The organism is Butyrivibrio sp. LC3010 (assembly GCF_000424385.1).
Taxonomy (GTDB): Bacteria; Bacillota; Clostridia; order Lachnospirales; family Lachnospiraceae; genus Butyrivibrio.
The window spans coordinates 1-25,991 of record NZ_AUJU01000022.1 but is presented as its reverse complement, the minus strand read 5'-3'; the positions used below and the strand labels follow the sequence as shown (position 1 = coordinate 25,991).

At 40.2% G+C, this 25,991-nt stretch carries 20 protein-coding genes; all 20 read left to right on the top strand.

The genetic code is table 11. The annotated features are described in order from the left end of the window. Positions 1-2: 2 nt before the first annotated feature. The 20 genes from G622_RS0113705 (at position 3) to G622_RS0113610 (ending at position 25,727) form a co-directional block, all read left to right on the top strand. Entirely contained in the window at positions 3-1,040 is a 1,038-nt protein-coding gene (locus tag G622_RS0113705) for a branched-chain amino acid ABC transporter permease (protein WP_026511175.1), read from the top strand. Positions 1,041-1,043: 3 nt separating this feature from the next. Next, positions 1,044-1,802, top strand: a complete 759-nt coding sequence (locus G622_RS0113700) for an ABC transporter ATP-binding protein (protein ID WP_026511174.1) — start codon at positions 1,044-1,046, stop codon at positions 1,800-1,802. A 24-nt stretch (positions 1,803-1,826) separates the two neighbouring features. Beyond that, positions 1,827-2,537, top strand: a complete 711-nt coding sequence (locus G622_RS0113695) for an ABC transporter ATP-binding protein (protein WP_026511173.1) — start codon at positions 1,827-1,829, stop codon at positions 2,535-2,537. A 22-nt stretch (positions 2,538-2,559) separates the two neighbouring features. Next, positions 2,560-3,204, top strand: coding sequence for a cytidylate kinase-like family protein (locus G622_RS0113690; RefSeq protein ID WP_026511172.1), 645 nt, complete (start codon positions 2,560-2,562; stop codon positions 3,202-3,204). A gap of 168 nt (positions 3,205-3,372) precedes the next feature. Further along, on the top strand, positions 3,373-5,427 hold the full coding sequence (locus G622_RS0113685) for a hybrid sensor histidine kinase/response regulator (RefSeq protein WP_026511171.1): 2,055 nt from the start codon (positions 3,373-3,375) through the stop codon (positions 5,425-5,427). After that, positions 5,424-8,807, top strand: a complete 3,384-nt coding sequence (locus tag G622_RS23000) for a DegV family protein (RefSeq protein WP_049945865.1) — start codon at positions 5,424-5,426, stop codon at positions 8,805-8,807. Before G622_RS0113685 ends, G622_RS23000 begins: the two co-directional genes overlap by 4 nt. Positions 8,808-8,907: 100 nt before the next feature. After that, positions 8,908-9,666, top strand: coding sequence for a response regulator (locus G622_RS0113675; protein ID WP_026511170.1), 759 nt, complete (start codon positions 8,908-8,910; stop codon positions 9,664-9,666). Between the two features lie 140 nt (positions 9,667-9,806). Then, positions 9,807-11,531 (top strand): two-component system response regulator, encoded by a 1,725-nt coding sequence (locus tag G622_RS22995; RefSeq protein WP_044957718.1) that lies wholly within the window; start codon positions 9,807-9,809, stop codon positions 11,529-11,531. After that, positions 11,525-11,929 (top strand): Hpt domain-containing protein, encoded by a 405-nt coding sequence (locus G622_RS24740; RefSeq protein ID WP_049945864.1) that lies wholly within the window; start codon positions 11,525-11,527, stop codon positions 11,927-11,929. The genes G622_RS22995 and G622_RS24740 overlap by 7 nt, the downstream gene beginning before the upstream one ends. A gap of 25 nt (positions 11,930-11,954) precedes the next feature. Then, a complete protein-coding gene (locus tag G622_RS0113660; protein ID WP_026511169.1) occupies positions 11,955-12,716 on the top strand; it encodes a response regulator in 762 nt (253 codons plus the stop codon). Positions 12,717-12,751: 35 nt separating this feature from the next. Next, the gene (locus G622_RS0113655; RefSeq protein WP_026511168.1) at positions 12,752-13,315 is read left to right on the top strand and encodes a TetR/AcrR family transcriptional regulator; all 564 of its coding nucleotides are present in this window, start codon (positions 12,752-12,754) and stop codon (positions 13,313-13,315) included. Further along, the gene (locus G622_RS0113650) at positions 13,312-15,759 is read left to right on the top strand and encodes an alpha-galactosidase (RefSeq protein ID WP_026511167.1); all 2,448 of its coding nucleotides are present in this window, start codon (positions 13,312-13,314) and stop codon (positions 15,757-15,759) included. The genes G622_RS0113655 and G622_RS0113650 overlap by 4 nt, the downstream gene beginning before the upstream one ends. 18 nt (positions 15,760-15,777) lie before the next feature. Further along, a complete protein-coding gene (locus G622_RS0113645) occupies positions 15,778-16,659 on the top strand; it encodes a DegV family protein (protein ID WP_026511166.1) in 882 nt (293 codons plus the stop codon). A gap of 120 nt (positions 16,660-16,779) precedes the next feature. Further along, positions 16,780-17,607: an ATP-dependent sacrificial sulfur transferase LarE gene (gene larE, locus G622_RS0113640; RefSeq protein WP_026511165.1), complete on the top strand. Its 828-nt coding sequence runs from the start codon at positions 16,780-16,782 to the stop codon at positions 17,605-17,607. Positions 17,608-17,617: 10 nt separating this feature from the next. Next, positions 17,618-18,970, top strand: coding sequence for an MATE family efflux transporter (locus tag G622_RS0113635; protein ID WP_026511164.1), 1,353 nt, complete (start codon positions 17,618-17,620; stop codon positions 18,968-18,970). 7 nt (positions 18,971-18,977) lie between these two features. After that, positions 18,978-19,727, top strand: coding sequence for a nickel pincer cofactor biosynthesis protein LarB (gene larB / locus G622_RS0113630; protein ID WP_026511163.1), 750 nt, complete (start codon positions 18,978-18,980; stop codon positions 19,725-19,727). Between the two features lie 147 nt (positions 19,728-19,874). Beyond that, the gene (locus G622_RS0113625) at positions 19,875-20,450 is read left to right on the top strand and encodes a hypothetical protein (RefSeq protein ID WP_026511162.1); all 576 of its coding nucleotides are present in this window, start codon (positions 19,875-19,877) and stop codon (positions 20,448-20,450) included. Positions 20,451-20,906: 456 nt separating this feature from the next. Next, positions 20,907-22,937, top strand: coding sequence for a hypothetical protein (locus tag G622_RS0113620; protein ID WP_026511161.1), 2,031 nt, complete (start codon positions 20,907-20,909; stop codon positions 22,935-22,937). A 55-nt stretch (positions 22,938-22,992) separates the two neighbouring features. Then, positions 22,993-24,069 (top strand): GTP pyrophosphokinase, encoded by a 1,077-nt coding sequence (locus G622_RS24735; protein ID WP_049945863.1) that lies wholly within the window; start codon positions 22,993-22,995, stop codon positions 24,067-24,069. A gap of 341 nt (positions 24,070-24,410) precedes the next feature. After that, the gene (locus G622_RS0113610) at positions 24,411-25,727 is read left to right on the top strand and encodes an IS4 family transposase (protein WP_026510296.1); all 1,317 of its coding nucleotides are present in this window, start codon (positions 24,411-24,413) and stop codon (positions 25,725-25,727) included. The last annotated feature ends 264 nt before the right edge of the window (positions 25,728-25,991 follow it).

The following is a 25,991-nucleotide window of genomic DNA, read 5'->3' as shown; positions in this document are numbered from 1 at the left end:
AGATGAATAAAAAACGAATGCAGGACCAGCTAATCACATACGGAATAGTGATAGCGGCATATATCATAATGGAGATTTTAATATTAACCGGAAATCTTTCAAGTCACATGAAGGGACTTTTGGTTCCCATGACATACTATGCGGTAATCGCCGTAGCTCTTAATTTGTGTGTAGGTATACTGGGAGAGCTTAGTATCGGACATTGCGGGTTTATGTGTATAGGTGCTTTTTTCAGTGCATTCTTTTCAAAAGTTACTGAGAATATGCTTCCTACTCCCATCAGATTTTTTCTGGCATTTGTAGTGGGCATTGCATTTGCGGCATTGTTCGGATTCCTTATAGGTATTCCGGTTTTGAGACTTCGAGGTGACTATCTGGCGATCGTTACACTTGCCTTTGGTGAGATCATTAAAAATGTAATAAATGCCATCTATCTTGGAGTTGATGCTAACGGACTTCATATGTCTCTTAAGAATTCAATGGAACTTGGGCTTTTACCTGAGGGCGAGATAATAGTAAACGGAGCTATGGGTATTACCGGAACCCCTCACGATTCCAATTTTACAATAGCTGTTATAGTACTTCTGATTTCTCTTTTTGTGGTTCAGAACCTTATAAATTCAAGAGACGGACGTGCGATTATGGCTGTCCGTGATAACAGCATTGCGGCTGAGGCAACAGGAATAAATGTTACCGGCTATAAAATGATGGCGTTTACTATTTCAGCAGCAATTGCAGGCGCTGCAGGTGTTCTTTTTTCACACAATATCACATCACTTACTGCTGCTTCACAATACTTTGGATACAATGCTTCAATCATGATTCTCGTATATGTGGTTCTTGGCGGTATCGGTAATATCAGAGGTTCAGTCATTGCTGCGGTTATTCTCTACATGCTGCCGGAGCTCTTAAGAGGACTTAATAATTACCGCATGCTTATCTATGCGATAGTTCTGATTGTGATGATGATCTTTAACTGGTCACCTAACGTAATCATATTCAGAAAGATGATTCTTTCAAAATTCAAAAAGAGGAGGTAAGCCATGGCATTACTTGAAGTTAATAACCTTAGCATTTCATTCGGCGGACTCCGTGCAGTGGATGACTTTGGTATTTCAATTGAAAAGGGAGAACTTTACGGACTGATAGGTCCTAACGGAGCCGGAAAAACTACAGTATTCAATCTTTTGACAGGTGTTTATAAACCAAATGAAGGAAGGATCAGACTTGATGGTAAGGATATAACCAGAGACAACACCATTAAGATAAATCATGCAGGTATAGCAAGAACCTTCCAGAATATCAGATTGTTCCATCAGATGTCAGTTATAGATAATGTTAAAGTGGGACTTACAGAGCGTTTCCGTTACAGCGGACTTGAAGGAGTGCTTCATATCGGAAGATACAGGGCAGTGGAGAAGCAGGTGGATGAAGAGGCCATGAAACTTCTTAAAGTATTTGATCTCGATAAGGAGAGAGATGTTCTTGCAAGTAACCTCCCATATGGTAAGCAGAGAAAACTGGAAATTGCCAGGGCTATGGCTACGTCACCAAAGCTTCTTCTTCTGGACGAGCCGGCAGCCGGGATGAATCCGAATGAAACTGCAGAACTCATGGATACGATAGCCCTTGTTCGTAAGGAATTTGATATGACCATACTTCTCATAGAACATGATATGAAGCTGGTTTCAGGTATCTGTGAAAAGCTGACGGTATTAAACTTTGGCCGTGTACTGAAGCAGGGTAATACGAAGGAAGTCCTTGCAGACCCTGAAGTAATCACAGCTTATCTTGGAGAATAAAATTTGTATTTATAGGAGCAAAAAATGTCACTACTTGATGTAAAGAGATTAAGCGTCAACTATGGCGTTATCAAGGCATTAAAGGGAATATCTTTTCATGTTGAAAAGGGAGAAATAGTTGCCCTTATCGGTGCAAACGGAGCAGGCAAAACCACAATACTTCACACACTTTCAGGCCTTATAAAGCCTGCTGATGGACAGATAATGTATAACGATACCGATCTTGTCCATACACCCGGGCATAAGATAGTATCACTGGGAATGGCTCATGTGCCGGAAGGGCGTAGAGTTTTTGCCGACATGACGGTATTACAGAATTTGAAAATGGGTGCGTACACAAGAAATGATGCAGCCGAGTTTCAGTCAACTCTGGAAATGGTATACAAGAGATTCCCAAGACTTGAGGAAAGAAAAAACCAGCTGTCCGGAACCCTCTCAGGAGGAGAGCAGCAGATGCTGGCAATGGGCAGAGCGCTCATGTCTCATCCTGATATAATACTTATGGATGAGCCCTCGATGGGACTTTCTCCGATTTTTGTAAATGAGATTTTCAGCATAATTGAGGATGTGAACAAGGACGGAGTTACGGTTCTTCTCGTAGAGCAGAATGCGAAGAAAGCCCTGACAATTGCTGACAGAGCTTATGTACTGGAGACAGGAAGCATCGTAAAAGAAGGAATCGCTGACGAACTTCTAAGCGATGAATCAATCAGAAAAGCATATTTGGGTGAGTAAATCTTAGGGGGAATGGAATATCATGAAAAATATAGTCATCACAATAGCAAGACAGTATGGTAGCGGCGGCCGCACTGTAGGTAAGATGCTTGCAGACGAGCTTGGAATCCACTATTACGACAAGGAACTTTCCAAGGTTGCATCTGAGATAAGTGGAATAAATGAGGGCCTTTTTGTTGATGCTGATGAGAAGGTAAAGAAAAGCTGGAAGAATAAGCTCTCACTTATATCTACAATCTATGATGGCAGTGTTAAGAAGCCGGGAGACTCGGATTTTACATCTGATGAAAACATATTCAGTTATCAGGCGAAGGCAATAAAGATGCTGGCAGAAAAAGGAGAACCCTGCGTTATTGTCGGAAGATGTGCTGATTTTGTATTAAAGGATTATGACAATGCCCTCAGGGTATTTGTTCATGCAGATCACGATTTCCTGATGCAGGAAGCCGGTAAGGTTCAGAGCATGACAGGAAAAGAGCTTGAAAAATTCATTGCTCAGATCGACAAGGCCCGCGCTGATTATTATGAATATCACACAGGGCACAATTGGACAGACGCTCTTAATTATGATCTTTGCCTGGACAGTGGAAAACTTGGCTTTGCAAAATGCGTTGAAGCTATCAAGGCTTATGCAAAGGTAAGATTTGGAGAGGATTGTTTCGACTGATCTTTTGACACAATAATTATAAGAAAGTCTTTTTTTACCGATAGTTTATAGAAAATTCATCTTTGTAACAGAGTATTCTAATTTTGCGCAAACGAATTCTGATACAATGATATTACATATAGGTTTTTACTGTATATCATTTTTTGTATTACAATAGGTGACTATTTTATGGATAAATTGGGAAGAGACCGTTTTATATTAGTAATAATGTCAATCGGCTGTCTTGGACTTTCTATCGAAAGCGCTATAGAAAGCTGGGAATTATGGCTGTCTGTTCCCATGATTCTCGGCATTCTTGGGCTTTGGATAATCCATGTCACGCAGATGTTTGAGGCTAATTTCAGAGAAGCCTTTTATTTTATATTTGGCGTAGTTGCTACATTTTTTTATAGCATGCGCATGGCCGGCTTCATAAATATTTCAATTATCATAATTATGATGCTGACCATTTTCTCTCTCCTTAATAAATTCTATATGCTTAATTGCATTCTTGGAGAGTTCTTTTTGATCACGGTATTTCATGTTGTTTTCATTGTGAGTCAAGGCAATTTGAAGGTAAATGTGCAGGATTTGTCAAGGCTGGTTCTACAGATTATGGTAGTGCTCAGCGTTTTCTTTGTTTGCAGACGAAACGTTAAAGGTGTTCTTTTGCTGGAAGAAAGCAAATCAGATAGCGATCAAAAATTAAAAGCCAACCAGGATGATATGGATGATTTCCTGACAAGTATATCCCATGAGCTTCGTACGCCTGTGAATATTATCAATGGAATGTCTGAGCTTATCAGAAAGAGAAATCATGATGAAGAAATAATTGCCATAAATGACGCAGGAGTAAGACTTTCACATCAGATAGAGGATATACAGGATTACATAGAAATTAAAAGAGGAGATGTGATTCTGTCAGAAGATAACTATGAGATAGTATCTCTTATAAATGATATGCTTGAGCGTTTTAAGCAAAAAAATGCTGACAAACAACTGGAACTTATAGTTGATTTTGACCCGAGGATACCTACTCTTTTAAATGGCGATGTTAAAAGGCTCAAAAAGATTTTTATTAAACTGATGGATAATGCGCAAAAGTTTACTGAAGTCGGGGGCATTTATGTAAGAGTGTATTCATCACAAAGGGATTATGGAATAAATCTGATCATTCAGATTACTGACACCGGTATGGGTATGTCCAGAAGGGACATCGCTGCAGTAGCCAAAGGTGCTCATCGGGTAAATAAGAAAAGAACCAGAAGTAGTGGCGGAATCGGGTTGGGGCTTCCTGTTGTTTATGGCTTTGTTCATAAGATGGGAGGCTTTGTTAAGATACAGTCTGCAAAAGGCAGAGGCACCACGGTTCAGATCAGTGTGCCGCAGAGGGTAGTAGATTCTGCTGAATGTATAAAGGTTGATTATACACATATAAGGAATGTGCTTATTTATCTGAGAAATGAAAAATATGAGGTCCCGGAGTTGAGGGACTACTATAAAAATATGGCCCAAAATATTTCTATCGGGCTAAAACTTCCGCTTGTCGTATCAGGCACCTTTGATGAAGCAAAAAGATATATTGAGAGGCTGGATATCTCACATATTTTCATCGGTGAGGAGGAATATCTTGAGTCTAAGGAGTACTTTGATGCAATTGCAGATGATGGTATCGCTGTGGCTGTTGTTGTTCCTTCTGACAGAAAGCCTGAGAAGAGAGGCGGGATAACATTCATGCCCAAGCCTATCTACGGTTATCCAATTGCGAGAATTCTTAATAATGAGCTGCAGGAGTACATTTTCGCAAGCTCTGATAATAATGTAAAAACAGCTTTTGAGGGTGTGAGAACCCTTATAGTTGATGATGAACCGGCTAATCTTATTGTTGCGAAGGCTATTTTTGAAGAATATGGGATGATCACAGATACCGCAGGTGGCGGTGCCGACGCGATTGAAAAATACAAAAATGGTAATTTTGATTTGATTTTCATGGATCATATGATGCCTGGGATGGACGGCGTTGAATGTATGAAACGCATAAGAGCAGATGCTGAAAGAAGCGGCAAACACCCGATCATTATTGTGCTTACCGCAAATACGTTAAGTGGTGCGCAGGAAATGTTTAAAAAGGAGGGATTTGACGGATTTTTGGCAAAACCCATTGATACAAATGAGTTTGAAAGTGTTATGAAGAAAAAACTCCCTGAAAGCCGGATTGGAAAGAAGGGAGGTGATCTGCTGTGAAAATAATAGAGAAGATTAAAGAAGATATTTTCAGTAGCAAAAGATCAAATAATGAACAGACTTTTATTGTCTTTTCTTTAGTAACAACAATAGCGTGTATTTTGACCATCATCGGAGATATCCTGTATAAAGATAATCTGGTTGAAACAGTCATTTTTATTGAGATTGCGGCATTTTTCCCCATCGTATCTGTTTTAACAGTGCATTTTCACAGCGTGGAGATCGGTAAGAAGATTACAGTTGTATGTCTGATTTTTTTTATCATACCGGCAATTGTTATTCTGAGAGGTGGAGTAAACGGAGGCGGTGCAGCCTGGATTATCTTTGCGTATCTTTATATTGGAATTGTAATGACCGGTGTCTGGAGGAGAGTGTCGATTGTAGTACTTTCTCTTCTGACCGTAGCTTTATATGCTGCTTCATATTTTTATCCGGAAATAATCATCGATCATTCGAAGGAAGTTGAAATATATGACACGTGTTTTTCAACGATAACGGTAGGCCTTTTGACATTTTGTCTGGTCTGGTATCAGGTTCGTTTATTAAGAAGAGAAACAGAGTGTGCAAATGAGCAGACTAAAAAGGCAGAGGAATTGAATCATTCTCAGAATCGATTCTTTTCCAGTATGAGTCATGAGATCAGGACACCCATAAATACAGTGCTTGGTCTTAATGAGATCATCCTTAGACAGGAGGACGCATCAGAAGAAATTATAAAGGATGCGAAAAATATTCAGGGTGCCGGGAGAATGCTGCTGTCTCTTATAAATGATCTTCTGGATTTTAGCAAGATTGAAGCAGGCAGAATGGATATTGTTCCTGTCAATTATAAAGTTGAAGAAATGATATCTGAAATTGTAAGCATGGTCTGGCTCAAGGCACAGGAAAAAGGCCTTTTATTTACGGTAAATATTGATCCGGGAGTTCCTTCAGAACTCTATGGAGATGAAGTGCGCATCAAGCAGATTCTGATCAATATTCTGAATAATGCGGTCAAATATACCAGTAAGGGTTCAGTATCCCTGCATATTGAGTGTGAAGCCTTAAATGAAAATGAAGTCATTTTGAATATAAGTGTCAGCGATACCGGAATGGGAATCAAACAGGAGGCGATTCCATATCTTTTTGATTCTTTTTCGAGGTTTGATAAGGAAAAGAACAGACACATAGAAGGAACGGGACTTGGACTGTCCATAGTTAAACAGCTCACTGATCTGATGGGTGGCACTATCACTGTAAACAGTGTTTATGGCCAGGGATCCACCTTCAGTATTTCACTAAAGCAGAGAATTGTTTCATTAGAGCCCATAGGCAATATCAATATTGAAAACAGTTTTAATGTTACTGCGGTCAAATATGAGAATAGCTTCACAGCACCTGATGTATCAATCCTTATAGTTGATGACAATGAGATGAACCTTCAGGTTGAGGAAAAGCTTCTTGACGGAACCGGTATGAGCATTGATCTCTCACTTGATGGGAATGATGCTCTGACAAAGACTATAGAGAAAAAATATGATCTTATTTTCATGGATCACCTAATGCCAGAGATGGACGGAATCGTATGCCTTGAAAATATAAGAAGGCAGACAGGAGGTTTGAATAAGGACACACCTATAATTGTTCTCACTGCTAATGCTGGCTCTGACAACAAAGAGTTATATAAAAAGAGCGGGTTTGACGGGTATCTCATTAAACCTGTTTCGGGTAAGCAGCTTGAACAGTGCCTTATAAAAAACCTTTCTGCAGAAAAGGTGATCCTAAACGGCAGTGAAGAACAAACCGGTGAAACCATGGACACTGCAAAGGGATATATCAGGAAGAAGCCTATTCTTATTACTACCAGCTCGATGTGTGATCTTCCCGAGACGGTATTAAGTGATCTGCAGGTTGAGCAGCTGCCATTCACCATAAGAACCAGGACCGGAGTATTTTTTGACGGGATAGAAACTGTATCTGATGAGATGATATATTACATAAATACAACCGGAGAAATGGTTAAGACGGAACCTCCTGTAGTTGCAGATTTTACTGAGTTTTTTTCAAGAAAGCTTCTGACTGCGCAATACGTGATTTATATCGCAATATCAAGCAGTATCAGCGTTGAATATGAAAGGGCTGCGGAGGCAGCAAAAACCTTTGATAATGTAATAGTTATCGACTCACAGCTGTTATCAAGTGCAGTAGGCATGCTGGTGCTTATAGCCTGCAGGCTGGCAGCCCTTAACTATCCTGTAGAAAAGCTTGTGGATGAGCTTTTGGATGTCAGAAAGCAGATAAATTGCGGTTTCATTATCTCGGATGTCAATTTCCTTAAAAAGAAGGGCTTTTTAAATCCTGCAATCAGTCAGTTCATGACTGCTATGGAAATCAGTCCTTCACTTAGAATGAGTAATAATCAGCTTGTTGTAGACAGACTGTTTATGGGAACGATGGAAAACTGCTTTAATAAATTCATTTCAAGAGAATTTTCATCAAGAGTGCGCCCTGATAATGGACTGCTGTTTATAACCTATGCGGATATTCCGGAGGATATGCTGCTTATTATTGAAGAAAAGGTACATGAAAGATTTGCCTTTGATACGGTTATTTTTCAGAAAATGTCTGCAGGTGGTTCATCCAATTGCGGACCGGGAACATTTGGACTTTCTTATCTGTACAATATAAATACCAAATATAATCTTGAAAACTTCTTCAGTTTCGAAGGTAAGCTTATTAAAGCAAGACCCAAGAGAAATGCATCGGCAGTGAGTGCTAAAGCTACCTCTTTGGAGCAGGAAGAAATCAAAAGGGAGGCTAAGTGGTATGAGAACATTGAAGGCATTAACCCTGAAGCAGCTATAAAAAACAGCGGTTCTGAGAAGACCTTAAAGTCAGTACTTAAGGTGTTCTATGAATCCATTCCTGTAAAGTTTTCCGAAATCAAAGAGTATTATGAAAATGAGGACTGGGAGAACTATACGATAAAGGTTCATGCACTAAAAAGCTCCGCAAGACTTGTGGGGGCTCTTGATATAGGTGACAGGGCACAGGAACTGGAGTATGCAGGTAAAGATAATAACATAGAACTGATAAGAGAAAAGACAGAACCTTTGCTCTCAGATTATGAGAAATACAGAGAAATACTTGCGCCATTGTTTGAAGAGAGCAATGAAGATGGACAAAGTAAAGATAAACCTGTGGCAGATATGACTATCATGGAGAGCGTCTATGAAATGATAGGAGAAGCCGCAAAAGCAATGGACGCCGATTCAATAGCAGAGGCGTTCAAAGAGATTGAAGATTATTCAGTCCCTGAATCAGAGAAGGAAAAATTCGAAGCTCTTAAAGAAAAATATGATAATTATGACTATGAAGGAATTGAAGAATTACTGAAGTGACAGGCTTGAGAGGTAGTGTCAAACAGGCTATGAAAACTGTAGATTGTTCTAAGGAATCCACCTGAAGCGGTACCCCTTAGGACCAAAGAGAGGCTATATTATGGAACGAAAAAGCATTTTGGTCGTAAGTGAAAAGGAAAGTATAATTGTCAGAAGCATAGAGAAGAAGGTATCTGAGCTTAGGTATACACCGATTATGACAAGGGCAACGATCGAGGACGTCGAGAGTAATGTCGAAGAGGTTTCCCTTTTTATTGCATATCTGCCTGATGACGTTACGGATAAATATATGAAATGTCTTTTATATCTTGCTGATAACGCAAGGGACCTGGATAAATGCATTTTTTTGATTGGTGATATCAGATTGAGAGAAATAATAATGTCTCAATTTGTTATTCTGGGAGATAGTGTCAGGTGGTTTAATAGACCCCTTGATATGGATGAGCTGGAGCGCAAGATAAACAGAGCGCTTTCAGATAACGAAAGACATGCTTCCATGAAGAGAATACTTGTCGTAGATGATGATCCCGCCTATGCCAGAATGGTTAAGGAGTGGCTTGATGAAAAGTTCAAGGTGGATGTTGTGACTTCAGGGGCTCAGTGCATTAACTTTCTTAGCAGAAATCAGGTTGATCTGATACTTCTTGATTATGAAATGCCTGTTGTGGACGGACCTAAGGTTCTTCAAATGCTGCGAAGCGAAGCAGGAACTCAAGATATTCCGGTAATTTTCCTTACGGGGGTAAGCAGGAAGGATAGCGTTGCAAAGGTATTAAGCCTTAAGCCGCAGGGTTATATCCTGAAATCTGCCACCAAAGATGATCTTATAATCAATATCAATAATTTTTTCTTAAAATAACCGCCGGCTTCAGTGCGTAATTCTACAATGGAAACCAAAATTTTCCAAAAGTTTATACAACTTTCATAACTAGTCTGCTCAATTGGAAACTAATTAGTGGTAGAATAGTACCATGTTGATAAGATTCAGGAGATTTTACTATGGTTAACCAACTTGGTGTAAGAAGGAAAATACTCATAGTTGAAGACGAGCCCATCAATAGGAAGATGCTTGAAAACGTCGTAAAAGACAGTTACGAAGTGATCTTTGCTACAGATGGGTTAAAAACGATTGAAACCATAAGAGAATATAGCGATGAGATTTCTCTTATACTTTTGGACCTTATGATGCCTGATATGGATGGCCTGGAGGTCCTTGAATTCATGAGATCCGACAATGTGTTAAAGAAGATACCGGTTATCGTCTGCACCACTGAGAAGGATTCAGAAGTCAAATGCTTTAAGCTCGGTGCCGTTGATTTTATCTCTAAACCTTTTCAGCATCCTACGGTTATGAGAGCCAGAATCGACAGGGCTATTGAGCTCAGAGAGGGAAGAGGACTGATCCGTGCGACTCAGAATGATGCTCTGACAGGGCTTCTTACCCATGACTTTTTTATGGAGTATTCCCATTTCAGAGATATCCATTACAAGAATTCAGGGATGGATGCAATTGTTATTAATATTAATAAATTCCATCTGATAAATGAACTTCAGGGCAGGCGAGCAGGGGATGATGTCCTTATTAAAATTGCCCACAGTATAAAGAAAATTGCAAAAAATAAGGGCGGAATCGCAGGCAGAGGAGGAGCTGATGAATTCCTTCTTTATATTCCCAGCGGCTCAGATCCAGACAGCCTGTTAAAAGAAATAGGAGAAGGCCTTGAGTATATACTGAATAATTCCAGAGTATATCTAAGAATGGGTGTTTACAGAAATGTAAATATGGATCTCACCGTAGAGCATCGGTTTGATAAAGCCAGAGTTGCATGTAACAGCATCCGCGGGAATTACAACATTCAGCTTGCGGTCTATGACGATGACATGCATAAGAAGGAGGCTCTTGACGAGAGGCTGATAAATGATATGCAAAGCGGAATCAGGAACCGGCAGTTCAAGATATATTATCAGCCCAAGTACGCTATTCAGGGAGAGCGAGATTCACTTTACAGCGCAGAAGCCCTTGTGAGATGGGAACATCCTGAGCTGGGACTTTTGAGACCGAATCAATTCATTCCGCTTTTTGAGGATAATGGTCTTATCCACAAGCTCGACCATTATGTATGGGACGAAGTATCCAAACAGGTCGGGGAGTGGATGGTCAAATATGATATTAAGATTCCTGTGTCGGTAAATGTATCAAGAGTGGATATAGGCGCTCCGAATCTGGATGAAGAAATATTCACGGTGGTACAGAATAACTGGATTTCTCCGGGAATGCTCAACCTGGAGATTACAGAGTCAGCCTATACTGAGAATTCCGAGCAGATCATAAGCGTCGTGAACAAGCTAAGGGAGAGAGGTTTTGCCATTGAGATGGATGACTTTGGAACAGGCTATTCATCACTAAATATGATAACTTCTATTCCTATTGATGTTTTAAAGCTCGATATGCAGTTTGTGAAGAATATCCATGAGGGCAATAAGGACATGAAAATGGTAGAGCTCATGCTTGATATTGCCAGATCCCTTAAAGTCAAGGTGGTTGCTGAGGGAGTCGAGACGCAGGAGCAGTATGACCTGTTGAAGAATGCTGGTTGCGACATCATTCAGGGCTATTACTTTTCCATGCCCTGTGTGACTGAAGATTTTGAAAAGCTTATACAAAATGAAAATGATGAGCTTAGCAAAGAGATTAACGAGGTTTTGGATAATTTGGATTGCTGAATTTTCTTAAGAATCTTCGTTCAGGAAGTACCGTAATTCAGAAGGGAGATGCCATGCTTACCATTGATGTTTTAAATGAGTTCGGAGCAGACACCAAAGAGGGACTTGCCAGATGTCTTGATGATGAAGAATTTTATCTGGAGCTTATCCCGGAGGCTCTTGAGAGGGAACGTTATGAGGAACTTCAAAAACTTCTTGATGAAAAGAAACTCTCTGAAGCTTTTGAAGCAGCCCACGCACTTAAAGGAGTGTTGGGGAATCTCGCCCTTACGCCTATTTATGATCCAACCAGCGAAATGACCGAGCTTTTGCGGGCAGGAACTGATATGGACTATACAGATCTTATAACTAAAGTGATTGCACAACGGGACAGACTTGCACAGCTGATTGAATCATAAGCCGGTATGAGAGTTGGAGGAAGAGATGGATAATAGAGTTCTTCTGATAAGTAGCGGGTCAACCTTTATGGTCAATGCTATAAAGAAAAACCTGACAGAGGCAGGGCTGGAGGTCATATCCTGTGAACCGAAAGTAGATGAGCTTGAGAAATACAGAAGTGAACCAAATGTATTTCTGTTTTACCTTGGACCATATGTGGATGACATTCCCGAGCCACTGATCTATCTAAGGGACATATGCGTTGAGAATGAAAAGATTCTCTGCATGATCGGCGATGCTTCGGAGTATGACATAACCTTAAAGAGCATACCGGGTGACCTTATCGCGGAAAAATTTGAGAGACCTCTTGATATCAAAAAGGTCACTGAGAGGATACAGGAGCTGTGCCAGCTTAATGACGAATTGTCGAGAAGGAAAAATATTCTGCTTGTTGACGATGATCCGACCTTTTTAAAGCTTGTAAAAAACTGGTTGGACGAAGAGTACAGGGTTACGATAGTCAGCTCCGGAATGCAGGCGATAACATATCTTGCAACCAATACGCCGGATCTGATCCTGCTTGACTATGAAATGCCCGTAACCTCAGGACCTCAGGTTCTTGAAATGATAAGGAGCGAATCAAGTACATCAAGTACCCCTGTTATTTTCCTTACCGGTAAAGGAGATAAGGAAAGCGTTATGAAGGTTGTAGGGCTTAAACCAAATGGTTATCTTTTAAAGTCCATGCCTAAAACAGAACTATTGCAGGCAGTCAGAGACTTTTTTATTGCTAATAAAAAATTGTAATTATGAATTTAAACTATCGTTTTATAGGAGGAAATATGAACGAAACGAAAGTAAAGATACTTGAGACAGTATTAAATGAGTTTAAAGAAAAAGGCTCCAAATTTACCATGGATGACGTTGCCAGCGATCTTCACATGAGTAAAAAAACTATCTACAAGGAGTTCGATGACAAAGAGAAAATATTCGATGCGCTGGTAGATTATTGTTTTGACAATATTAAAGAAAAAGAGGCTGAAATATTTAATGATGATTCTCTCTCTACAATTGAGAAGATTGAGCGTATAATGGTTTGCATGCCTGATAAGTACAGGGATGTGGATTTTCGTAAGGTATTTACCTTAAAGGATAAATATCCCAGGATTTACATAAAGGTTCAGAACAGACTTGAGAATGACTGGGAAGATACGATTATGCTTATTGAGAAAGGTATGAGGGAAGGCGTTATAAGACCTCTTCCGGTATCTGTGATCAAGGCTATGACAGAAGCTTCAATCGAGAGATTCCTTAGTTCAAATGTTATTATTGATGATAACACCACATATGATGATGTTCTTCAGACTATGATAGATATTTTAATGAGAGGAATTTGCACAAGATGATAATCAGGAAAGACAACATATTTTTACTACAGACAAAAAACAGCAGTTACTTTATGCAGGTGCTTCCGTCGGGGCATATAGAGCATATTCATTACGGAGCATCACTTTTATCAGAGCGTCAGTACGAGGAAATATTGAAGAATGAAGATGAGGAATCCTCTGTACTGTCAGATATGGCAAAGGTTCTTGAGATAAAGCACAAAAATGAAGGCGGAAACATGGTAGTGTATTCCGATGAGACATATCCCATGTGCCTTGAGGTAATGCCCCTTGAAATATCTGGCTTTGGAAAAGGAGACATCAGAGAACCCTTCGTGGAACTGACCCATGCTGACGGAGTTACGACCTGTGATTTTCTCTTTGAAAATGCAGTTATTTCTGACGAAATAACACCCCTGGAGACGCTTCCAAGCTCTTATGATGACGGAATTAAAGACGGCGTTGCCGACATGGGGATTGATACAGTTATCCCGGCTTATATGCAGGATAAGGCGAAGCAGCTAGTAATAACCCTTAAGGAAAGGGAATATGATATCAGACTTAAGCTGATCTACAAGGTATACCCTGAATGCAACACCATCACAAGAAGCAGTAAGCTTATAAATGACAGTAATGAAAAGGTTCGTATAGACAGGCTCATGTCTAATCAGCTGGATTTTCAGCAGACAGGTTTCCAGCTTACCAGTTTCCACGGACGCTGGGCTGATGAGATGGGCAAAACCGAGGTTGTTTGCAGGGCAGGAAAAGTAGTAAACGAAGAGCTTGCAGCAGGTGAGTCAGGCAGCAGAAGCAATCCTTTTACAATGGTAAGTATGCCGGATACCACCGAAACAGCAGGCGATTGTTTTGGATTTAATCTGGTTTACAGTGGAAATCATTACACATCTCTTTCATCTAACGGAACATTTCTTAGCAGATTTGTGAGCGGTATTCAGCCGGTAGGCTTTGAGTGGAGTCTTGAGCCTGGAGAGAAGTTTGAAGCTCCCGAGGCAGTAATGACCTACTCAAAGAAGGGCTTTGGCGGAATGAGCCGCAGTATGCATGATTTTGTAAGAAAACATATCGTGCGTGGTAAGTGGAGAGATAAGGAAAGACCAATTCTTATAAATAACTGGGAGGCTACATATTTTAATTTCAATCAGAACAGCCTTCTCAAAATTGCAAAGGAAGCAGCCAAAGCAGGAATAGAGCTTTTTGTACTGGATGATGGCTGGTTTGGACAAAGAAATGACGACCATGCCGGACTTGGTGACTGGTATGTCAACACCAAAAAGCTGCCGGATGGGTTGAAGGGTCTGGCTGAAAAGATAAATGACCTTGGAATGAACTTCGGACTTTGGGTTGAGCCTGAGATGGTCAATGAAAACTCTGACCTTTACAGAGCACATCCCGAATGGGCAGTAAAGATTCCGGGGCATCATCATTCAGTCGGAAGAACCCAGATAATACTGGATATGTCCAGGACTGATGTACAGGACTATATTATTGATGCCTTGTCAAAAGTCTTTTCATCAGCCAATATTACATACATTAAATGGGATATGAACAGAATTTTCTCTGACAGATATTCTTTGGAACTTCCTGCAGAGAGAATGAAGGAATTCCAGCACAGATATTACATCGGACTTTACAGAGTAATGAAGGTGCTCACAGAGAAGTTCCCTGATATCCTCTTTGAGGGATGCTCCTCAGGAGGAAACAGATTCGACCTGGGAATACTTTCATATTTTCCTCAGATATGGGCAAGTGATGATACTGATGCAGTGTGCCGTATGGACATACAGAGAGGATACAGCTACGGTTATCCTGCAAATACTCAGGGTGCGCATGTGTCTGCTGTTCCTAACCATCAGACACTTCATGTTGTTCCTCTTGAGACCAGATTTTCAGTGGCTGCATTTGGCTGCTTTGGATATGAGCTTAACTTAAGCGAGTTAAGTGATGAGCAGAAAAAGCAGGTAGCAGATCAGGTTGAGTTCTATAAGCAGTGGAGAAAAGTCTTCCAGTTTGGTGATTTTTACAGACTTGATGACTATCGTTTCATGGTGGTATCAAAGGATAAGACTCTGGCAGTTGCTCTCATTTTCCAGAAGGAGAGCAGACCAAACAATGATTATCTGGCACTTAAGACCATGGGACTTGCTGATGATAAGGTTTACGAGGTTGCAAACCGTCAGATCAAGATTAATGTGAAAGCTTTCGGAAGCCTTATAAATACTATGGCCCCGATCCATGTAAAGCAGGACGGAATCCTCCATGGAATAATTGCAAGACACTATAAGATGCATGGAGAAAAGGACGAGGCTATCGCCACCGGAAGTATTCTGAACGGATGCGGAGTTCGTCTTAATCCCGATTACGGCGGAACAGGTTATGGCGAGGATACCCGTATGTTCCGCACAAATGATGCAAGGCTTTATGTCTTTGCAGAATTATGTGAATGATCTTTTTGAGGAAAATAAATGGCAGATTATGTGATAAGTTGTTGCTCTACGTCAGACCTAAACCTGGAGCACTACGTTAAAAGGAATATCAAGGTTGCGTATTTCCATTATGAAATAGATGGCAAACCGTACCTTGATGATGGCGAATATCCGATAGCGGAATTCTATAAAGCAATGGCTGCAGGGGCGATGACTAAGACCTCTCAGATAAATGTAGATGAGTATATAGCGCATTTTGAGCAGTATCTAAAGGCGGGAAATGACATAATTCATCTTACGTTAAGTTCAGGCATCTCAGGAACCATAAACTCTGCTAATGTTGCAGCAAATGAGCTTAGAGAAAAGTATCCTGACAGGAAACTGTATATTATTGATTCCTTAGCAGCTTCGTCAGGGTATGGCCTTCTCATGGATAAGATTGCAGATCTTAGAGATGAGGGCAGGAGTATTGAGGAGGTAAAAAGCTGGGTAATTGAAAACAGGTTATACCTTAATCACTGGTTTTTTACAACAGATCTTACATATTTTGTGAGAGGCGGAAGAATAACAAAGGCAGCAGGCTGGGTTGGCGGCGCTTTGAAAATCTGCCCACTGCTCGATGTTGATAAGGAAGGCAAGCTTGTTCCAAGAACAAAGCACCGTGGAAAGGAAAATGTGATTCACGCAGCTGCTCAAAAAATGTTGAAAAATGCTAATGGCGGTGCCGAATATGCAGATAAATGCTATATCTCTCAGTCGGCATGTATGGATGATGCCGAGAAACTTATACGTGAGATTGAAGCACTTGTACCTGCCATGAAAGGGAAAATTGAGATTTATGATATCGGAACTACTATTGGTAGTCATACCGGTCCCGGGACAGTAGCTTTATTTTTCTGGGGAAAAAAGAGGGAAGACTAAAACAGAATGAGCCTTAGACATTTTATGTCTTTGGCTCACTTATTTTTGAGCAGAGTACTTAGCGAGGTGTTTTCGCGTTTAGTGAGAGTCCCGGAGCATTTAGAGATAGGAGAACACGTTATGAGTACTATTGATGAGAAATATGAAAATCTAAAGGATAGTATAAAGAGCTATGGAAAGCTGGCAATTGCCTTTTCCGGAGGTGTTGACTCAACCTTTCTTCTTAAGGTTTCAAAGGATGTAATTGGCGAAAATGTTATGGCAATAACAGCAAAGTCCATCTCATTTCCTGAAAGGGAGCACAAGGAATCTGAAGATTTCTGCAAGGATAATGGAATAGAACAGATTATAGTTGCGGTGGATCAGATGAGTATTCCCGGCTTTAAAAATAATCCGCCGGACAGATGCTATCTATGTAAGAAAGTTATTTTTGAAAACATCATTGCCACTGCTAATAGTCATGGAATAACCGCGGTTGCAGAAGGCTCAAATGCTGATGATGTCACAGACTACAGACCGGGCATGCGGGCAATAGAGGAGCTTAAGGTCAATAGTCCGCTAAAGGATGCAGGACTTTCCAAGGATGAGATAAGAATTCTCTCCAAAAGACTTGGACTTCCTACCTGGTCCAAACCTTCATTTGCCTGTCTTGCAACAAGGTTTGTCTATGGTGAAGAGATAACAGAGGAAAAGATAAAAATGGCAGGTGCCGCAGAGGAGCTGATATTTAATCTGGGATTTGAGCAGGCAAGATGCCGTGTTCATGGTGACATGGCAAGAATAGAAGTTCCGGAGGATGATATAGAAAAGCTTATGGCATCAGATGTCAGAAGAAAAATAGCCGGCGAAATAAAGAAACTTGGATTTTCATATGTATCCATGGATATGCAGGGCTATAGAACAGGAAGTATGAATGAGGTTCTGGATTTAGAAGAAAAAAAAGTATAATGGAGGATTTATGCAAAAATCAGCTACCAAGGATCTGACTAATGGATCTCCAATGAAGTTAATACTTGGATTTGCGGTTCCCATGCTTATGGGAATGCTGTTTCAGCAGTTTTACAATGTTGTCGACACAATGATAGTAGGGCGGTTTCTTGGAAAGTACGCTCTGGCCGGTGTTGGAAGCACAGGGTCGATAAACTTTATGATAATAGGCTTTTGCATGGGAGTGTCAGGAGGTTTTTCCATTCCCATTGCCCAGACATTTGGTGCAAAGGACTTTGACGGCTTAAAAAAATACTTTGGAAATGCAATCGTTTTATGTGTGATATTTGCTGCTGTCATGACTTTACTGTCAGCCATCTTCTGCAGGAAAATACTTATCATTATGAACACTCCGGCTGAAGTAATTGATCATGCTTACGGATATATCATAGTGATCTTTATAGGAATACCGGTAATATACATGTATAATCTGTTGTCCGGAGTTTTACGTGCTGTGGGCGACAGTAAACATCCGGTTATGTTTCTGGTGATAGCATCCTTTATCAATATCGCTCTTGACCTTCTGTTTATTTTTGTTTTCGGACTTGGAGTTACAGGAGCAGCACTGGCAACGGTTTTATCACAGCTTATTTCAGCAATACTGTGCCTTCTTTTTATTATAAAAAGTGTGGACATTTTGCATGTAGGAAGGCGGGATCTTTCACTTGAAAGGCATCACGTATATAAGCTTTTTAATATGGGAATTCCAATGGGACTTCAGTATTCCATAACAGCTATAGGAAGTGTGCTCCTTCAGGTTGCGGTAAACGGACTTGGCGCGGATGTTGTTGCAGCAGTTACTACTGCCGGAAAAGTCGGAATGTTTTTCATGTGTCCTTTTGATGCCCTTGGTTCAACTATGTCAACTTATGGAGGGCAGAACGTTGGCGCAGGTAAAATCGACAGACTTGGTAAAGGACTAAGATCAGCGGGAATTCTGGGAAGTGTTTATGCGATACTTGCTTTTGTGGTACTTTATTTCTTTGGAAAAACTTTTGCACTTTTATTTATGGATGCAGGAGAAGAAGCGGTGCTTTCTCTGGCACATACATATCTTATTTGGAATAGTATATTTTATATTCCGCTTGCATTTGTTAATATTGTACGATTTCTTATTCAGGGAATGGGATTCAGCATGCTGGCAATTCTTGCAGGTGTCTGTGAGATGATAGCAAGAGCAGGTGCATCACTTTTCCTTGTGCCGATCATCGGTTTTACCGGAATATGTCTTGCAAGTCCTCTTGCGTGGATTCTGGCAGATGTATTTTTGTTTCCGGCATTTTTCTATACCAGAAATATACTTAGCAGAAAGGTAAGAAGGTAGTTATTATATGAATAAACATGAGCTTGAGCAGCTGCTTAAAGACGTAGCTGCAGGAAGTGAATCTGTAGATGAAGCACTTTTAAAGCTAAAGGGCGCACCCTATGAGGATCTTGGATTTGCAAAACCTGATTATCACAGAGGAATAAGACAGGGCGAGGCAGAAGTAATATATGGCGCAGGCAAGACGCCTGAACAGATATTGAAGATCACTAATAATTTAAGAGAGCACGGGCAAAAAACAGTGCTGATAACAAGAATGAAAAAGGAAGCCGGTGAGCTTTTGACTGCGAATATTTCAGATTTTACCTATGATGAGTACAGCCACATAGGAATCGCAGGAGAGCTTCCCAAGAAGGACGGAAAAGGAACAATTGTAGTTGCCACAGGTGGAACCAGTGATATGCCTGTAGCTGAGGAAGCTGCCAAAACAGCGGAAGTCTACGGAAATGAGGTGGTACGCCTTTATGATGTGGGCGTTGCCGGGCTTCACAGACTTCTTGGACACAGAGATGAGATCATGTCTGCCAGAGTAATAATTGCCATTGCAGGAATGGAGGGAGCACTTGCCAGTGTTATAGGCGGACTTGCGGATTGCCCGGTAATTGCGGTTCCTACAAGCGTAGGTTATGGTGCATCCTTTGGCGGAGTGTCAGCACTTTTGTCAATGCTTAATTCCTGTGCCAGCGGAGTTAGCGTAGTAAATATCGATAACGGATTCGGTGCAGGATATCTTGCATCAATGATTAATCATCAGTAAAAAAATAAAAAAGGTGTTGGACATTTGTTGGACAGGGCAGGTTATCCTATATTCAGATAGCACATAAACGTTTTAATAATGATTTTTGACCGCTATAACGGGAATATAAATCACTATTAAAAGATATTATATGAGGAGGATCTGAATATGAAAAACAAATTGGTTAGAAAGACACTGACAGTTGCAATTGCAGGAGCAATAGCAGTAATGACGATGGTTGGATGCGGAAGCAAGGAAGAACAGGCACAGCCGCAGGATGCAATCGTTGTTTCCGAAGATGTGCAGGGAGAAGATACACAGATTGATGAAGCTGAAACTCCCAAGGCAGATACCGCTTCAGAGGAAGAGGATTACACAGAGAATATTGATGATGAGATCCAGGCAGTTCAGGATACACTGGTATATATGGGTGGTCTTAAGACAGCAGATGATGCTGAAAAGAGCATTGATATAGCAATGTTCAGAAATGATCAGGGCGATATCATCTATATTTATGAAGAGGATGGAAGTCTCGATTACGGTATTTACACAACTGAAGATGCTACCACTGAGGATGGCAGAGAGTATGCTAAGATCACAGGAAGTGACAAGACCTACGGATACTACTTCAATGAAGACCTGACAACAGGAATCATTGTTGATACAACAGGCAAGGTTTTTGAGGCTGTTGAACTTGATGAAACTGCCGCAAGAGAATATGTCGCAAAGACAATCGGTGGCTGATTTACACATTTTTTCCGGTTACAATTAATATATGGGTTAGGGCAAATATAATAAATAGATACATAACATACAAAACACATTTCATGATGGATTTTTCCGGATGAGATGTGTTTTTTTGGGGGAAATGCCGTTGGATTTCCTGAATAAAAAACACTCTGCTGTGGATGCCCGTTTTACAAGGTGTTTATGACTTTGTTGGACATGTGTTGGACGTAGAGGTTTATGATTTTTTACGAAATAAACATTTTAATATTTCTTATGAGGGAGAATTATAAAAATGAAGAGAAGAAAAGGCTGATAACACAGCCATGTTACGAAAATTAAATTCATATAAAATAGTTTTTTAATGAAATTTTTATACGTAGCTAATATTTATTTCGCAATAAGTTTAGTCATGTTTTTTAGAATATATATAGGATTAAAAACTTATTAAAATGCGGAAAATTTGGTGATCGTATGAAAAAGGGAATTGTCTTATCTATATCAGTTCTTTCATTATTGGGAATATTCATAGCCATATTCTATCAAGTGTCAAGTCTAAAGGCACTTGATAGAACCGGCTTACGTCAAAAGCCCGGAAATAATGTGACGATTGAAGATAACGGGACACCTTTAGAAGCCAGTGTTCCTGAGAGAATCACAGAGGACGGATACACAATTGATAATACGGATATTGAAGCTCCCAAAAAAATCGAATCTACAAAAATCACATCTTTTTTCTGTATATTTTCAACACTTTATGATGAAACAAACATATTAGGTAATAAAAGATGGGAACTCAGGGCAGACCTTGACGGCAGCCTTGTGAAGGGCTCCTACAGTGCCTGGGATTTTCAATCATCGGATGAGCGAAGATTCGAAGCAGACAAAGCTTTCATGGGGGATCTTTTCAGTATCATCGATCGCTTTGCCCTGGCAGGCTATAACGGCCTTGATACAGAAACAAAAGGAATTCCGGATGAATATGGCGCTACGATCAGCGTGGTATTTGATTCCGGAGAGAGTATTTATGCCAGTGATAATACAAATAATTTTCTTCCGCCGGAGGCAGAGGACGAGCTTGTGCAGCTGTTTGCGGCAGCCTGCGCCAATGGAAAAGAAGTTATAGGTGTCTCGGTTTCTGATTCATTACAGATGGTAGATGTACAAAATGGTAGTGGATACCTGAAATATCCTGTGCTAACCATAGGAAGAAATGATGTATTTGGGGAGACGGATGATCTTAAGTATCCTGCAGAGGATGAGCTTAGATATGCCATAAATCAGATTAATTCTGAGGAGTATGACGAAGCCTTTCTGGCTTCGGGAAGATTTGGCAAGGGATGTCAGGATAAAAGCTTTTATTATGACAGCGACTTGTTTATAACACGAAATGACACAGAGGTAGTATCGCTTTATATAAAGAAATGCTCTTTGGAAGAAGCGGATCAGGAATATGAAAACACTACCTATAAAACTTATAACATTGATGCTTCCACAGGAGAATTACTGAGCTTTAGGGATGTTTTCAGAGATTATGATGAATTATCAGAGCTGATTGCAGACAAGCTTTTGGAAAAATATAAGGGTCAGAGATTCCCAAAAGAAGCAGCTAAAGCCATAGAAGCATCGATAACTGATGAAGACGGTAATATATGTTTTGCCCTTGGAAACGGGTTTATACATATTTTCATAAATGAATATGTCTTAAATGATGCGCCGGGAGGGTATCACTTAACCCTTTCATTGCAGGACTATCCACAACTTATAAGTAATTTTTATAAAATATATCCCGCGGATACCCTGACAAGACTTGATTACGATACAGATTATTATATTGATGACGGACTGAAATTTAAGATGGAATGCGACAAAGATCCCGGTGAGGAAGATATCTACTGGAGAGGAATTGTCGGAGAAAACGTATGTGAAGCTACTTATTACGGACACGCTCCTGAAGCATATCTTGTAAGGAAGAACAATAAGAATTATCTATATCTCAATCTTCCCACAGGAGATGTGAGCTTTCACGGTGTGATATATGAGATTAAAAAGAGCGGATTAGAGACTCTTCCTGAGCAGGGAGATCTGGGACTTACAGTGGCAGAGAACACTACCCTTGATCCGGATTATTTTCTCATGAATATGAATGAAGTTATTGACGGAACAGTATGCTTTATGTATCCGACAGGCGCTTTCAAGGTTGATGTGGACGGTTTTCCTGCAAGTGTCTCAAATATATACAGGCTGCAGGGATCTAAGGTAAAAATAAAAGAGACAGGAAGATACAACCCTTCAAGCGTTGAGGATGCTGCAAATTCAGGAGGCATGTTCTACGTGACAGAGGGAACAGAAGTTACACCATATGCATCTGACCTTAAGAGTTATATTGATTTTATTACAACAGAGGAAACTGAACCAAGAATTTTAAGGTTTACAATAGATGAGTTTTCACCTGAAATGAAGCTTGATAATTTTGGAAAGTTGAATGATGTTTTCAAATACTGATTATTATAAAGCAGATTATGGAAACTGTGAACTGTCCTAAGAGGGAGTAGATAGAATGAATTTCGGCCTACAGATACAAAAACAAAATTATGATGAGCTGGTACCTCAATTTGCTCAGGTACAGAAAATAGCCGGAGAGCTTTTGGAAAAAGGGCTGGAAGAAGCGAAGATTAATATCATGCAGATTCCCTCCAGAATTAAATCCTGGGAATCTATTGAAGATAAGCTGGTAAAGAAGCAGGACAAATATTCTAAGGTGGAGGATCTGACCGACATTTTGGGTTTGCGTATAATCTGCTACTTTTTATCTCAGGTAGATGAATCTGCAAAAGTGGTCCACAGATTATTTGATGTGGATAGTGATAAATCAAGCGATAAGCGGGAAGAGATATCGCCTTCGAGCTTTGGCTATATCTCTCTTCATATGATCTGCTCACTTAAGAAGGATGCCGGATATCCTGAAAATCTTACGGAACTTAAATTCGAGATTCAGCTAAAAACAATTTTGCAGCATGCCTGGGCTGAAATTGAGCATGACCTTGGATACAAAACCGTGCTTGAAATCCCTAACAATATGCGCAGGGATTTTGCCAGAATCGCAGGACTTTTGGAGGTCGCAGATGATTATTTTGAGAATCTGAAAAATAATCTGAAAGAGTATGAGCTGAAAATGCTTAAGAAAATTCAGGCTGACAGGGCAGATGAGCTTTCACTGGACATATTGACCCTCAATGCCTTCATGCAATACAGTAATGCCATGAGGGGATTGTACGACGATATGACAGCTCTTACCGGAGGAAAGCTTATAGAAGTCGGCGCGGAAGATTATCTTCAGATGTTAAATTACATGAAGCTGGAAAAACTTGGGGATATACACAGTCTGATAAGGAGCGAGCACGATCACGTCCTTATTCTGTTAAAGCACGCATTAAAATACTCGGATCTTGAGGAAATAACATCTAATGCAGCATTATTTTATCTTTGCAGAGCTAAAATGGTCTGGGGAGATTATAATGAAAAAGAGATAAGAGATATCTATTATAATTATACTGAAGACTATGAAAAAGCTGAGCATCATGCGGAGATGATCCTTTCGTTAAGAAAGGAATTAAGGGCTGTATATGAAGCATAAATGTTACTGTTCAGACAGCTCTGCGCACTTGCTGCGCTGAGCGTGAGAATGTTCTACGTCTTGAATATAGGATTTGCCCCTTTGCCGAAGGCAACTGGAATGGGCAAATCCAGTTGCTGTGAGCGCCGTAAGGTGTGAACCAATGTCATTTACTTTAGCAGATTTTCGTAAATAACGAAGATCTGCTTTTTTCTTACCCCTAACAAAAATTATTATGAAAAATAGTTGACAAGCCGTTCAAAATGCGCGGCCGCACTCGTTACTGATGCTGTTTAGAGGTAACGAGTGCGGCCCTTGTAGTGAAGGCATAAACGTTACTTTCACTACAAGGAGGCACTTATATGAAACATTCTGACGCAATTAAGGCACTGTTACTTGCTACCATTAGCGAAATCGCAGATAACCCCAAATTGTATGCAGTCAATCCGGGTAAGGATTTCACAAGAAATCGCAAACTTGGATTTCACGAAACTATCATGGTGTTACTTACGATGGAGGCCGATTGTATCAAAGAAGAACTGTATCGATATTTCGGGAGATCTACATCAGCACCATCAAAGGCCGCATTCTATAAGCAACGAAAAAAGCTAAATGAGAACGCTCTCGCAAATCTGCTGTTTGCATTTAACTCAAAACTTTCCAAGAAACTCTATAACGAAAAATATCAGATCATCGCCTGTGATGGTTCAGCAATTGATATCTATCGTAATCCCAATGATCCTGACACATTCTTTGAACCTAATGGCAAGTCTACGCGAGGGTTCAATCAAGTTCATGTCAATGCATTCTATTCCATACTTGACAGAAGGTTTACAAATCTTGTAATCCAACCCGGAAGAAAACGCAATGAGTATTCCGCCTTTTGTGAAATGCTTGATGAGGCAGGAAACGACGGACCTCCCACAATCTATTTTGCCGACATGGGATATGCATCCTATAACAACTTTGCACATGTTATCGAAAACGACCAGTACTTTCTAATTCGATGCAACGATAAGCGGCTTAAAGGCATTCTCGGCTATTCAATAGAAGGACTAAAGGAAGTTGATTGCCGTGTCAACCGCATTCTTACGAGGACACAATCCAAAAAGAAATACAACTGGCCTGACCTTGCAGATCAGTACAGATATATCTGTCAGGCTGTTCCAATGGACTATCTTGATGATGAACATCCAGAATACAATATCTCGCTACGCATTGTCAGATTCGAAATTATGCCTGGTTGCTACGAGAACATAGTTACAAATCTCCCAGACATAGAGTTCGACTTCGAGGATTTTAAAGGTCTCTATCACATGAGATGGAACGAGGAAAATTCATTCCGTGACCTCAAATATCCGCTTTGCCTTAAGGCACTTCATTCAAAAAAATATGAGTATATCGTACAAGAGATATGGGCACGTGCAATTCTCCATAATTTCAGTTCAGAAATCATAAATGGAGTAGAAATTGAACAGCAAGATACCAAATATCTGTATCAGCCAAATTTTGCAGAAGCCTTTAAAATATGCAGAGATTTTCTGAGAATTCATGACTGTCTAACCGTAATGGAGGTGGAATGCCTGATTGCTCAAAATATTGAGCCAATCAGGCCTGGAAGAACCTTTGCCCGCCAGCACAGGTTTAAGCTTCCGATAAGTTTCTGCTATCGTAATTAAACAATAGAGTTCCACCATTTCCATATACAATCATACAACATTTATACTGATGAAGGCACCTCTCTATTAACATTAGGTGATTTCGTCTTTTTGTCATGCTTGTCAATTGTCAATGTGCAGTATAATAATATTTCTATAGCGATAAATTATGCTGAGGGTAGTGCAATAGCTTGGCTTTCGGAACTTATTGATGATGTATCATGCTAAAGTTAACCGAACATATCTTTGGCGTTGGTTAATTCATTCTAAAGTTAATGACATTGG